This is a genomic window from Desulfitobacterium sp. THU1, from assembly GCF_038181555.1.
Classification (GTDB): Bacteria; Bacillota; Desulfitobacteriia; order Desulfitobacteriales; family Desulfitobacteriaceae; genus Desulfitobacterium.
In genome coordinates this window covers 42579-54902 of sequence record NZ_JBBWUA010000010.1, presented here as the reverse complement: position 1 = coordinate 54902, position 12324 = coordinate 42579, and the positions used below count along the sequence as shown (strand labels likewise).

Below are 12324 nucleotides of genomic sequence, written 5' to 3'. Positions count from 1 at the left end.
AGAGAAAGCCTGCGCAATAATCTTCTGTCTGAAGATTTTTAACGCAGGCTCTTCTGTTACCTAGGAGCAAGGCGGTTCTGCACAGGATAACTGCGCTTGAGATTATCAATAAACTTCTCGACGGGTTTCGGTAACACCTTATACTTCTTATAGCTCAGATAAACATTCCAAGGGAGAGAAGGCCTAAAAGGTACTGCCCTTTCGCAACAATTCTTGCGTATACCAAAAAAGGCATAGGGAGCCACTGATACATATCCAGGTAAAGACATCATTTCCACTGTTAGTGCCGTATCCGCAGTTTTTAAAACATCATTCAAGCCAATTTGTTCAGCCTGGGCATCCTTCATCAGGATATCAAAGGCTTTATACCAATCACCCTGCATCACAATTTTCTTATTCTTCAATTCCTCTAATTGGGCAAAATTCCCACCTTTTGAGTGCTGTTCCTCTTTAGTATCAAAAACACAAAGCTCGCTTTCCAAAAGCAAGATCGATTCATAGTCCTCTTGGTTAGGCAAGGTGTTGATATTAAAGCAAACGTCAACCTGGTCCGCTTCTATATAGATATCCACGATTTTGTCAGGTAATTCTATAAAATCCGGCTTGAGCTGCGGATACTTAAGACTATACTCATTAAACATATCGATCTTGAGAAGAGTCAGCACATTATGGGCAACCGCCACCCTAAAAACCCCCTTCTCAGCCTCTGCTAACTTCTTGAAGGAATGATCAAGCTCACGATAAGACTCTAACAGCTTCTTAGCACGGGGTAAAGCTTGCTGACCTGCATCAGAAAGGACCAAGCGATTATTCATGCGAATAAAAAGTTGACATTGATACTCCTTCTCCAATAGGCTAATGGATTTACTAAGAGCCTGATGAGAAACAAATAATCCTTTAGCGGCACGGGAAAAGCTTCCGTATTTTGCTGTTTCAACAAAATAATGAATCTGTCTAATATCCATTATTACCCACCGACCTTCAACTGAAAGTTGCAATATTGCAAAATTGATTTGTTTGTACTTAATAATTATAATTGTTATCATGTAAATTGTAAAGTTTTGTACAATCTAGGTAGATTGTGTAGAAAAAAGACTAAAAGTAGTTTAACTCTGCGAAAGTGGTAAAGGAGAAGATGTAAAATGAGTAACTCAATGAATCGCCGTAGTTTCTTATCGAAGGCTGCACTTGGGACAACTGCACTTGTAGCAGCAACCTTAACCGGTTGCAGCACTGCATCTGGTGCATCTGATGCTGGAAAATCAACTGATGCAATCACATGGGATCATGAGGCAGATATGGTACTTGTAGGCTCAGGTACTGGTGTTTTCGGGGCTGTTGAAGCACTTCGTAATGGCAAAAGTGTTATTATTCTCGAAAAAGCGGGTTCAATTGGCGGAACGACTATTATGTCCGGTGGTAACACCATGTGGGTACCTCGTAACCATAAATTAGGCACTGGGGATCTTGGTGCTGACTTCTCTGAAGAAGAGGTCCTCGAATATTTGCGAAAAGCCGATGTATATGGTGACACAACAGATGATCAAAAGCTTGACTACATTCGCAATGCTCCCAAAGTATTTGAAAACGTCGAAAAAGACTGGGGATACCAATTTGTTGCTAACTCTGGTAAAGGGGACTTTTACGAACTCCCCTTCCATCAAGATGATCGTCGTCGTTGCATGCAATGGAAGAATCTCGACGGAGATGGCCCCCTTCCTGCTATCGATCTCTGGGAAAAAATCTACAAACCCGAACTTGAAAAAGGCGGTGCAAAAATTCTTCTCGAAACCGAAGTAACTGAGCTGATTCTCGATGATGCCGGAGCTGTTATCGGTGTTAAAGCAAAAACTGCCAGCGGGGAAATCAAAGTCCATGCAAAAACTGGGGTACTCATGGCTGCTGGTGGCTTTGACCGTAATGAAAATATGTGCCGCAGGTTCTTACGCACCCCAATACATGGTAGCATGGTTGTTAAAACAAACACCGGCGATGCTATTAAAATGGGTATGACTATCGGAGCTGACCTTGAGTGCATGACCCAAACCCATGGTGGTATGGCTTATGTTCCTAAAGATGCTACCGAACGTGACCGTACAACCCTTTGGACTTGGGGACCCTTCGCTCCTTACTCCATGATCGTCAACAAGCGTGGTCGTCGCTTTGCTAATGAATCCCATTGCTATGGCACTATGAAAGAAGTCTTCTCTGCTTATGATATGAAGACTTTTGCATTTGCCAACATTCCAGGATTCGTAATTTTCTCTGAAGGGTTTAAAGAGCTCGGAAAACCTTGGCCCATGGGCAAAGAAGAAAAACCTGATTTTGTAGAAAGCTTTGATACACTAGACGCCTTAGCTGAGCACTATGGCATTGATGCGGTAGCTCTTAAAGATGAAGTGGCACGTTTTAATACCTTCTGCGAAACTGGCGTGGATGAAGACTTTGGCCGTGGCGCAGGGGTTTATGAAAATAACAACGTAGCTGCAAACGACCTTAAAAATCGTTGCCTAGGAAAAATTACCGCACCCTATCATGTTGCTCGCTTAACCACCTCTTCTCTCGGAACCCGGGGTGGACTACGGGTTAATACCGATTTCCAAGTCCTTCATGTTAATGGGAATCCCATTAAAGGTCTCTATGCTAGTGGTACTAGCGCAACGAATCCTCTGGGTGGTGCTTATCCAGGTGCTGGATCTTCCATTGGACCAGGATCTTATGGGGCATATCGAGCAGTCAATCATATGTTTGAACTAAAGAAAATCTAAGGATTCAAAAAGGCCGTTGCTTGCGAACATTCTAGTTCGTTTGCAACGGCCTTTTGTATTAACGCACTTAAACCTTAATTTTAAACTTAACCTACGCACAAATCTTCATTCAGATGGTAAATTGCATTGGTGTACTTATCCCGGTCAATGACAAATTGCATATTCACCTGACGGAGAGATTGAGACACGCAGTTCACGTTGATATGATTTCTAGCTAAGGAACCTGTAGCCCGTGCCAAAATATTAGGAACAGCAATATTGGAACCGATCACACAGACGATGGCTGCAGGTAGAACGGTGACGGTTTGGTATGCCTCCTTCAACTCGGAAACCAAATCCTCGGCCAAATCGTGCTCCCAGATCACCAAGGAGATACTATTGGCGTTGGTAGCTTTCATGATATAGCTTATGGAATGCTCCATGAACATCTCCATGATCCGCTTATCGTAACCTGCTTCCCCGACCATTAAGGAGTCATGGATTTCCACCACCACAACCTTGTCCGATCCGGCAATAATCTCAATTTTTGCTTCGGGGCCAATATAATCCTTGGATATCAATGTCCCCGGATGGTCCGGCTCGAAGGTGTTCTTCAGACGCAGATTGATTCCCGCCATTTCCAAAGGCTTCGATGCATTAGGATGGATGGCTTCCATACCGATATCTGCCAGCTGGTCAGCTACATCATAGTTGGTACGACCTACAGGAATAGCTTTCCCCACGCCCACAATCTTGGGATCGGCAGATGATAAGTGGAACTCTTTATGAATGATGGCTTCGTCTGCTTGGAGAAGAGTTGCGATTCGTGAGAAAGTGATCTCCGAATAGCCCCTCTCGAATTGACGCATAATGCCTTCTTTGCCCTTGGTATATCCGGTGACGATGACGATCTCCTTGAAGGGATCCACATCTCTAAAGGCTTTTGTAATCCGCTCCTCAATAGTCAATTGGCGGGAATCACGAAAACCCGTTAAGTCCACAAGTCGAGCGGGTATCCCGCGATTTTGCAGGATGTTGACGGAATTAAAAGCCGAATGAGCCTCTCCTAGTGAAGCCAAAAGCTCCCGAGCTGCTGAGAATATATTCTCCCGATCCACATAACCTGAGGAAATAATCTCATGCATACTATGCAAATAGGATTTGGTCTGATTGATTCGTTCGGTTAAAAACTCCTTAGCCACTTCATAATCTAAACCAATGCTAATGAATCCTTCATTAACCTTAAGTAGATCCTGCAATAATAGATTTAATGCTTCTTCGCAATCTTCTCCGCCGATAAAATGGCGATAGATTCCCGGAGCCTTGGTCTTTTTATCCTCTAAAAGTTTGTTGGTTACACCAGAGTAGGCAGAGACAACATATACTCTGCCAAAGCTAAAACGCTGTGAACCCGGTTCCCCAATAATGTTTTTCAAAACATCCCCAAATTGGGACATCGAAGTACCCCCGATTTTTTCTACCGTTAACATAAAACACCTCATCAGATTAAGATCACTGTTAAATAACAATATCCATTATTATAATACAGTCACTATCCACCAACAAGATGCAATTTCAACCTTTTGCTTTCGGAACCCCCAATTTTGCACCTAGATAGGATGATACAAAGGTGAGTACTAAATAACTAAGGATCAACAGCAGTGAACCCGGTTCCTTGAATAGATAGAAAACGAGAATAATTATCGAAAACAAACTGAGCATCGTCCCCATCATCCATGGGTTTTCCCGAGTACGTCCCAATAAGAAGCCTAGAACTCCAAAGGACACAATCACCAACAGATAGGTAACGAGTCGCTCCGAGATGTTGCCGCTGGGGTCGGAAAAGACTGAGTTAAAAACAATAAAGAATCCAGGCAATATTCCTAGTAAAAAAGCAATCAGATACCAAAATACTTTCTTCATCATCTCACTCCTTGGTTTGAGTTTTACAGGGTTTCTACTATCCTATCCAAAATAATCACGGTGGTCAACTTTCCAAGAGGATATATTTCCATATATTGCCACTAGAAGGAACTGATTTTTTGAGTTCATCTTATTTTGAATAGAGGAGTGAATCTTAATGCATCTTTTTAACAAATGCTGCGTCCCCCATCCCTGCCATCATGGCCAACACGGCCAACACGGCCAACACGGCCAACACGCTCAACTCTACAACGTTCAACCAACTCAGAGCTTTGCTCGCCCCCCTTATGCCGTTCAACAGAGCACTCAATTCTTAAATGTTCAACAAGCACCCGTTCAACAGCAGACCTTCACCGAGAATCTCCCTACCCGTCGTTCTAGAGGATAAATAACCTGGGGTGGTTCCACTTATGGGAACCACCTCTTTTAAATTTTTATCATTGCTCACGAGCATACGTTGTTTTATTACCGTGGGCTCAAAGGATTCAAAGTAGAAAAGGGATATCTCATGGATACCTGCCTGTCGGCACAAGATCAATACGAGGCGCTGGTAGCATATTTCTACCCAGACACGAGACAGCATTAATACGTCAGGTATCCAACTCGCTCACCACTTCTCTTTCATGGCCTTGAGTAGAAAATCTCTCACCTTTTCTTTATACATACTATGCACCTCCGGATTCTTAGCTGCTAACCCAGTCATCTCATAGGCTAGTTCCTTAAATGTTCTGTCCAGACTGTCGTATAAGAAAGCAATTTTATTGGCTTCCGCCTTGTTATACGCTTCAGTAAGGCTGACACTCATTTTTTCGATATTCTTGTAGCCTATTCTTTCTTTAAGCTTGTCATAGGCCGCCTGTTTATTCTCTATATCCTGCTCAAGCTTCTGTTTGTCCTTCTTTAGGCGATCCACCTCAGCCCTCAGCATATCGCGTTCCCCTGCCAGCTCAGCGTTTTTATCCTTTTCCTCGTTCAGTCCTTGCTGGAGATTCGCATTATTCAGCCGTGCCTGATCCCGTTCCTCAAGAGCTTGGTCCTTTTCCACTTGGGTTTGTTTCCAGTTGTCAACCGCCTTTTTTAGCTCACGGGTGCTCATGCCTTCCACATCCATATCGATCATGAACTGGGCCCTATCCTGTTGCGGGAGCCCCAAGAGAATCAAGGCCTGCGAGGAAGTCAAATTCGGCATTCCCTGAGCCTGTACTTGTGTCTGTGCCTGTTTTTGTGCGCCATTGCCTTCGGTTAAAGGAAACTGATTACTCCCGTAGGCATCAAAAACAAGCATAAATCGATCAGCAGTTTTCTGGGAATAATTCACCGACTCTTGGAGCCATTTACCCCACTCCCCATAGGGAAGTAGATCCTTAGCCTCCTTCAGCCGACGCCCAATCTCGATAGCGTGAGCGAGAAAGATCTTTTCCATCTGATATTTAATTGTATTTATCTCTGCTGCGATAACCAGCGGTGTACGTTCTATGCTTAAATTGCTCAAGTTACCCCATCCTCTCTTGTCCTTTAATCACATCATATGGCGGTAACCTGACTAAAGTGAAAATCTCATCAAGGCCTGTCCCAGAATGGACAACGTTGTCCATTCTGGGACAGGTCCTAATATTTTCAAACCGTAACCATTGGACATGCGAAATCATAGAATATACGGACATGCCGGATTTCATTGAAGCGGTCTGTCATTAAAAAAGGAAGGAGCGAAAGCGATGGCTGTTGTTTCAACACCCCTGGCCTCTACTCTAGTCGTTGTGTATCAGAGCGGGACCACTCCCGCCGGTGCCCCAATAACTAGACAAAAAGGCTTAACTAATGTGCGGCATGATGCCTCGGAACAAGCTCTCTATGATGTGGCACAGGCTTTATTTAGCTTGACGTTGCACCCAGTAATCGATGTAAATCTTAGTAGAAACTTCCAGCTCTCCGATGAGTAACCAGAAATAAAATCTTGAGAAGGGAGGCAAGTTCATGGCTATCACCACAAGCAAAGTGGCACGATTAAGTTTCTCCACTGTTGGCGGTCAAGCATTTTCGATTACAATTTCCAACCCTCGGGAAGACCTAACCCAAGCTGAGGTCCTAACCGTTATGGATACGATTGTCAGTAGCGATATTTTCTTTACGTCCGGCGGTGCTCTTACAGGAACAAGGGATGTCAAAATTATAGATACAACAACAAACGACCTTTTTGACGCGCCCTAAGCTTAACTGACTGTATTGGCAACTAATTCCCATGTAATATGCCAAAGAAGCAAACTGCCGGACAAGTAACTTGGCCGGCAGTTAATACTCAGCACTCTCTGACAAAGAGGGCTGCTTTTTATTTCTTATACGGTCATGGACAGTTGGAAGAGATCAAGAATATATCGTATAAAGTTCAGGAACTTCATTCCACTAAGATAAGGCCCAAAGATAAAGTGAAGCCACTGAGCCATAGGGCGAGTATTTCTGACGGTAATGCTCAAAGGTTTCCTTGGTCAGCTCATCCAGTCCATAACAATTCATCATTCCCCGCCGAATGGCCAAGTCTTTAAAACTCACCACATCAGGTCGACAAAGGGAGAAAATGAGCAACATCTCTGCTGTCCACACTCCCACTCCGGGTAGAGCAGGCAATAATTTGATGATCTCCTCATCACTTAGGGTAGGAAGCTTCTCGAAATCCACCTCACCCCTCTGGGCGGCCTCAGCGATCCCTTTGATATATCCAGCCTTGCGCATGGACATACCACAGCCTTGAATAGCCTCTAGCTCAGTTCGGTCGATCTGTTCGGCATTGACTTCTCCGAGGAGGGTCTGCAGCCGGTTCCATACGGTCTCAGCGGCTTTTTTAGAAATCTGCTGACTGACCACACTGGAGATCAAGGCTTCAAAGAGCTGTGGGGTAACCTCCCGTTCAATCATGCCGATCTGGTCAATAGCTTGCCCTAGAACCGGATCCTGAGCTTTTAAGTATTCAATTTCTTTTAAGCCGTATGGAAAAATCATTCTACAATTTCCTCTCCATCACAATGTGAGGAATCCCATCTTCCATGAATTCCTCAGATACTTGGACATAGCCTAGTTTATTATAGAAGCTTTGGGCTTGGGTCTGAGCATGAATCTTGGCCTTATGGAAGCCCTCCTCTTGGGCGATTTTTTCTAGGGCTTGCACAACGACACTGCCTAAACCGTATTTTCGCAGAGAGGCACGGACACATATCCGCTCCAGTTTGGCTGTATCTCCTACCCAGCGTACCCTACCTGTGGCCGCTGCCTTATTTTCATACTCTACAAGAATATGACGGGCAGGTGCTCCCGGCTCATCATACTCATCGAACTCATCCTGCAAAGGAACCCTCTGTTCTTCAACAAAGACTTCTCTGCGAATTTGAAAGGCATCCTCTCGTTCATTACCTTTGATTTCAACTACTCTCATCTGATATTCTCCATTCAATAACTGTAACAGTTCACTGGGGTCGCTGATAAGGTGCTGAGCGCCATGTTCCACCAATTCTTCTCTGGTTCGATAACCCCAGGTTACACCCACAGAGCGAATCTGGGCATTCTGGGCAACTTTCATGTCCACCCCGGTATCCCCCACGAATAATAGCTCCGAAGTCGGGATTTGCAAGCTATCACTGATCAAGAGGGCACCCTCCGGATTAGGCTTTCTTGGTATGTCAAATCTCGTCCCGATGACCTCCTCGAACCTTTGCTTCGGAAAGAGTTCACGGACAATCTTTTTCGTTAAATCATCTACTTTATTAGAAAGGACCGCGCATTTTATTTCTTTATGATTGACCTGCTCCAAAAGTTCAATAATTCCCGGATATGGCCTTGTTTTATCTAAACAGTGCTGGGTATAATCCTCCATCATGGCTTCAAAACACTGAGTAATTACCACCTCATCTTGCGCAGCCTCTGGCAAAGCCTCGCGGACCAGATTGCGAATCCCATTGCCGATGAAGTATTGGTATTCTGCCAAGGAATGGGTAGGGTAGTTCTTATTCTTGAGAACTCTATTCATCGAATCAGCAAGATCCACCAGCGAATCCACAAGAGTTCCGTCTAAATCAAAGATTATCCCTTTAATCATTAGCTTGTTGCTCCTTTAAGTCGTCTTAACCTCAAGGGTATTGCTTCAATTGTAACTTGCCTGATCTTTTTTGTCACTTCTGTATGTTCAAAATCTCCCTGAACGTAGAATTGACACAAGAAGTAAAAGGAACATTAGCCCAGTCACAATAAAGCCGGCCTCGATGGCCGAAATTCTCCAGAAGACTAGGGGCTCATTGCCCAGAGCTGAGGCGATAATCAAACCGGTCATCATAATGCTAAAGGACAATAAGAGGATGCTGAAAGAAAGCTGATTGCTTATGCGGTCTAGCTTGCGGATAAAAGTAGCTAACTCAGGCAGGTAAATCTCCACCCGGATCTTACCCCGTTGGATACTATTGAAAATTCCCCTGGCTTGTTTTGGGAGATCCAGCATCAATTCTAAGTACTCTTTGACATGTCTATAGCTCTTTTCGGCAATAAAACGGGGATTTAAGCGTTCGAAGAATAGCTGCTCACCGAAAGGCTCAGCAATATCGATAATGCTGATCTCGGGATCCAACTGCTCGACGATTCCTTCAAGGCTCAGCAGGGATTTACCCAGTAACACCAGATCAGTGGGGATAATAATCCGATGCTTGAAGGCCACTTTAAATAGATCATTGACGGCAGTACCGAGATGTACCTCGCTCAAGGGTACATCCAAATATTTTTCCCGTAAGAGATCCACATCCCGAAACAGAATTTTACGATCGATATCCTCAGGCACAATCCCCATAGCAAATACAGCTTCGATCATGTCCTCGGTCTTGCGTCGCATCATACCGATAACAAGAGATGCAAAATGATCCTTCATATCGGGGGAAAGTCTGCCAATCATACCGAAGTCGATTAAGGCAATCACTTGCCCTGGTAGAACAAAGATATTCCCCGGATGAGGATCCCCGTGAAAAAAGCCTTCAATAAGGATTTGCTTAAACATGGCTTTGATCAGATTCTCGGCGAGAACCTTACGATCATAACCAAGTTCAGCTAGGTCTTGAAATTGACTGAGCTTTACGCCTTGAATATATTCAAGGGTTAATACTCTCTTGCTAGAATATTCTTTATGAACTCTAGGGATATAAATCGACGAATCCTCAACGAATTGTCTGCTGATTCGTTCTGCGTTACTACCTTCAATTTCATAATCCAATTCATTACGCAACGAGGCGGCAAACTCTTCGACCATATCGCGCACATGGTAAAAGGCTGCCCAGTCCATTCGTCTTTCTGCTAAGGCCGCCAGATCCGAGAGAATCTCCAGATCAGTCTCGATGGTATCGTTGATCAAGGGGCGTTGGACTTTCACTGCCACCTTCTCCCCCGTTTTAAGCACAGCATAGTGAACCTGGCCGATGGAGGCCGCAGCCAGCGGTCTCTCCTCGAAATGTCGAAAAATCTCCTGAGGAGCCCCTCCCAATTCCTCGCGGATAATTTGCGTTACCTCAACGAAAGAAAAGGGCGGAACTTGGTCTTGCAGTTTTTCCAGTTCCCTGATGAGATATTCTGGTATCAAATCAGGCCTTGTGCTGGCAATTTGGCCGATTTTAATATAGGTAGGGCCCAACTCTTCAAGTGCATTGCGCAGACGTTGACCAAGGGTTCTGGAATCCACTTCTTCTTCCTTATGCAAAATTCTCCTGGAAAATGAAATTAAATTAATAAGCCCCATCTCTTCAAGGATGAGGCCAAAACCATTGCGAGCAAGGATTGTTGCGACTTCACGATAACGATGAGCATGACGAATTCTTCTACTAATCATCTCGGTTCCTCTAGCCATCCGGTATAATTAATTAATAATTTACTCCTGTGTTGGTTCCTTTTCTAATTGGGTGAGGCGATTTTCCAGTCTCTCGATGTCCGCTTTACTGGGCAGATTAAGCTCGCTCAAAATCTGCTGAACCTGCTCTTTGAGCTTCGTATTAACTTCACTTTGCTGTTCTTTGCCCTTTTCGATAAGCTCGTTGACTAGTTCCTTGGATTCATTAGCCGATAACTCACCTTTCTTTACCAACTCATCAATCGTCTTCTCGATTTGTTCTTTGCTTACGACAGCAAATCCTAAACCTAGAGCCAGACCTTTCTTTAACAATTCCTTCATCTTTTACTACCTCCTGACGATGCCGAGTGAAAACTATAGCTTAGTATTCTCAAGATGACCACAAAAGATTCGTAGAATTACTAATAGAGGTATTCATGAAAAGGTATTCATATAAAGCTATTCATATAAAGCTGTGCTTAACTTAAGATTATCTTGGTTTTAATTGCCGAATGCTTTATAATTGGCTTAACTACATAATTCTAGCGATTAGGTTCTCTATCCCTTAGGGGAAGAGTTAAAAGGGAAGCTGGTTTAATTCCGGCACGGTCCCGCCACTGTGAATAGAGTGAAGCATCATTCTAAAGTCAGGAACCTGCCTAATCATGAGCGACCATCCTCGAGGCAGGGATTAGGCGCAGCGGTAATAATCGATCTGCAGCAAAACCTTTTATCCTGATGGTGAAAGGTTTTTTATTTTTCCTATCCTGCCATGGCCCAAGGGGGTTGAACCACTATAAGTTGAACAAATCAAAGGAGTACACATCTATGCATAAAAAAGCTCTGTCTCTCTTCGCCTTCATTGCCCTCTCTATTTCTTTTCTTATAATCAGCGGCTGTCAGAGCGATGCTAAAACTCCCCCGACCCCGCAATCTACAGCTGGGCAAGAGATGGCACAACAAACAAGCTATCCCTTGAAATATACAGACGATTCCGCTGCGGAATCAACTCTTACCACAGAGCCCCAGCGCATTGTCTCGTTAGCTCCTGCATCAACAGAAATCCTGTGCGCTTTGGGTCTTGAAAGCAAGCTCGCGGCTGTAACCGCCTATGATACTTATCCCGTAGGAATTCAAGATAAAGTTGAGTTTGTTTTTGTAGATAGTTTGAATCCGAACATGGAACAGATCCTCCAGCTTAACCCTGATTTAGTGGTTATGGGAATGCATGATGAGAAACTCGTTTCAGCCATTCGCAATATGAACCTTCCAGTGGTTCAGCTTAACCCTCAAAGCATCGCCGCAACTTACCAAGCCATTGAGAAGCTGGGTTATCTGACAAATACTCAGGAGCAGGCAATAAAAATAATTCAAGAGATGAAAGATAAGGAACAGAACATTGCCGATAAAATAAGCTCCCTCAAAGATTCGGAACGAGTTAATGTATGGATTGAGGTGGACCCCGGACTGTTTACCGCCGGTGAAGGGACCTTCCTCAATGAATTAATTGTTAAAGCCGGTGGCATCAATATTGCCCATGATGTGAAGGATTGGGCACAATATAGCGAGGAGCAAATCATTGCCAAAAATCCTCAAGTCATTCTTGAGACCTATTCTTATTATATGGACAATGTGAAAGACACCATCTTAGCACGTCCGGCTTGGCAATCCATCGATGCGATAAAAAATGCCAAGGTCTTTACTCTGGATAGTGATATGGTCACTCGACCTGGACCGAGAATCATTGATGGCTTGGCCAGCATCGCCCAAACTCTCTATCCTGAACTCTTCTAAAGACGCGAAGAACCC

Annotated in this window: 13 protein-coding genes and 1 riboswitch; of the genes, 5 read left to right on the top strand and 8 right to left on the bottom strand. The window is 44.1% G+C overall.

What is annotated here, in order from left to right; all coding sequences use genetic code 11:
- Positions 1-56 precede the first annotated feature (56 nt).
- Positions 57-965, bottom strand: coding sequence for a LysR family transcriptional regulator (locus AAC978_RS10035; protein WP_341547899.1), 909 nt, complete (start codon positions 963-965; stop codon positions 57-59).
- A 177-nt stretch (positions 966-1142) separates the two neighbouring features.
- Here AAC978_RS10035 and AAC978_RS10030 point away from each other — a divergent pair, with 177 nt between their 5' ends.
- Positions 1143-2768 carry an FAD-binding protein gene (locus AAC978_RS10030; protein WP_341547898.1) on the top strand — a complete coding sequence of 542 codons (1626 nt, stop codon included), beginning with the start codon at positions 1143-1145 and terminating at the stop codon, positions 2766-2768.
- A gap of 86 nt (positions 2769-2854) precedes the next feature.
- Here AAC978_RS10030 and AAC978_RS10025 read toward each other — a convergent pair whose 3' ends face one another.
- Together AAC978_RS10025 and AAC978_RS10020 are read right to left on the bottom strand one after the other, a co-directional pair.
- Complete coding sequence (locus tag AAC978_RS10025) at positions 2855-4237, bottom strand: aspartate kinase (RefSeq protein WP_341547897.1); 1383 nt, start codon at positions 4235-4237, stop codon at positions 2855-2857.
- A gap of 85 nt (positions 4238-4322) precedes the next feature.
- Entirely contained in the window at positions 4323-4670 is a 348-nt protein-coding gene (locus AAC978_RS10020) for a DUF6954 family protein (RefSeq protein ID WP_341547896.1), read from the bottom strand.
- A gap of 157 nt (positions 4671-4827) precedes the next feature.
- Between AAC978_RS10020 and AAC978_RS10015 the strand changes: the two genes are divergently transcribed.
- Positions 4828-5058: a hypothetical protein gene (locus tag AAC978_RS10015; protein WP_341547895.1), complete on the top strand. Its 231-nt coding sequence runs from the start codon at positions 4828-4830 to the stop codon at positions 5056-5058.
- 219 nt (positions 5059-5277) lie between these two features.
- On the opposite strand, the gene AAC978_RS10005 is transcribed toward AAC978_RS10015, so the two are convergent.
- Positions 5278-6162 (bottom strand): DUF3102 domain-containing protein, encoded by an 885-nt coding sequence (locus tag AAC978_RS10005; RefSeq protein ID WP_341547894.1) that lies wholly within the window; start codon positions 6160-6162, stop codon positions 5278-5280.
- A 223-nt stretch (positions 6163-6385) separates the two neighbouring features.
- Here AAC978_RS10005 and AAC978_RS10000 point away from each other — a divergent pair, with 223 nt between their 5' ends.
- Both AAC978_RS10000 and AAC978_RS09995 read left to right on the top strand, forming a co-directional pair.
- Positions 6386-6610 (top strand): DUF1659 domain-containing protein, encoded by a 225-nt coding sequence (locus tag AAC978_RS10000; protein WP_341547893.1) that lies wholly within the window; start codon positions 6386-6388, stop codon positions 6608-6610.
- Positions 6611-6644: 34 nt separating this feature from the next.
- Complete coding sequence (locus tag AAC978_RS09995; protein WP_341547892.1) at positions 6645-6878, top strand: DUF2922 domain-containing protein; 234 nt, start codon at positions 6645-6647, stop codon at positions 6876-6878.
- Positions 6879-7070: 192 nt separating this feature from the next.
- Here AAC978_RS09995 and AAC978_RS09990 read toward each other — a convergent pair whose 3' ends face one another.
- From AAC978_RS09990 to AAC978_RS09975, 4 genes are all read right to left on the bottom strand, one after another.
- Positions 7071-7664, bottom strand: a complete 594-nt coding sequence (locus tag AAC978_RS09990; RefSeq protein WP_341547891.1) for a DNA-3-methyladenine glycosylase family protein — start codon at positions 7662-7664, stop codon at positions 7071-7073.
- A 1-nt stretch (position 7665) separates the two neighbouring features.
- A complete protein-coding gene (locus AAC978_RS09985) occupies positions 7666-8754 on the bottom strand; it encodes a GNAT family N-acetyltransferase (protein ID WP_341547890.1) in 1089 nt (362 codons plus the stop codon).
- Positions 8755-8841: 87 nt separating this feature from the next.
- A complete protein-coding gene (locus AAC978_RS09980; RefSeq protein WP_341547889.1) occupies positions 8842-10518 on the bottom strand; it encodes an ABC1 kinase family protein in 1677 nt (558 codons plus the stop codon).
- Between the two features lie 39 nt (positions 10519-10557).
- Complete coding sequence (locus tag AAC978_RS09975) at positions 10558-10857, bottom strand: phasin family protein (protein ID WP_341547888.1); 300 nt, start codon at positions 10855-10857, stop codon at positions 10558-10560.
- A gap of 192 nt (positions 10858-11049) precedes the next feature.
- A riboswitch (cobalamin riboswitch) is annotated at positions 11050-11192 on the top strand.
- A gap of 151 nt (positions 11193-11343) precedes the next feature.
- Between AAC978_RS09975 and AAC978_RS09970 the strand changes: the two genes are divergently transcribed.
- The gene (locus AAC978_RS09970) at positions 11344-12309 is read left to right on the top strand and encodes an ABC transporter substrate-binding protein (RefSeq protein WP_341547887.1); all 966 of its coding nucleotides are present in this window, start codon (positions 11344-11346) and stop codon (positions 12307-12309) included.
- Positions 12310-12324 lie beyond the last annotated feature (15 nt).

Bases quoted from the DNA above. Each gene is read 5' to 3' on its own strand.
- AAC978_RS10035 (WP_341547899.1), bottom strand. From the start codon at position 965: ATGGATATTAGACAGATTCATTATTTTGTTGAAACAGCAAAATACGGA.
- AAC978_RS10030 (WP_341547898.1), top strand. From the start codon at position 1,143: ATGAGTAACTCAATGAATCGCCGTAGTTTCTTATCGAAGGCTGCACTT.
- AAC978_RS10025 (WP_341547897.1), bottom strand. From the start codon at position 4,237: ATGTTAACGGTAGAAAAAATCGGGGGTACTTCGATGTCCCAATTTGGG.
- AAC978_RS10020 (WP_341547896.1), bottom strand. From the start codon at position 4,670: ATGAAGAAAGTATTTTGGTATCTGATTGCTTTTTTACTAGGAATATTG.
- AAC978_RS10015 (WP_341547895.1), top strand. From the start codon at position 4,828: ATGCATCTTTTTAACAAATGCTGCGTCCCCCATCCCTGCCATCATGGC.
- AAC978_RS10000 (WP_341547893.1), top strand. From the start codon at position 6,386: ATGGCTGTTGTTTCAACACCCCTGGCCTCTACTCTAGTCGTTGTGTAT.
- AAC978_RS09995 (WP_341547892.1), top strand. From the start codon at position 6,645: ATGGCTATCACCACAAGCAAAGTGGCACGATTAAGTTTCTCCACTGTT.
- AAC978_RS09990 (WP_341547891.1), bottom strand. From the start codon at position 7,664: ATGATTTTTCCATACGGCTTAAAAGAAATTGAATACTTAAAAGCTCAG.
- AAC978_RS09985 (WP_341547890.1), bottom strand. From the start codon at position 8,754: ATGATTAAAGGGATAATCTTTGATTTAGACGGAACTCTTGTGGATTCG.
- AAC978_RS09980 (WP_341547889.1), bottom strand. From the start codon at position 10,518: ATGATTAGTAGAAGAATTCGTCATGCTCATCGTTATCGTGAAGTCGCA.
- AAC978_RS09975 (WP_341547888.1), bottom strand. From the start codon at position 10,857: ATGAAGGAATTGTTAAAGAAAGGTCTGGCTCTAGGTTTAGGATTTGCT.
- AAC978_RS09970 (WP_341547887.1), top strand. From the start codon at position 11,344: ATGCATAAAAAAGCTCTGTCTCTCTTCGCCTTCATTGCCCTCTCTATT.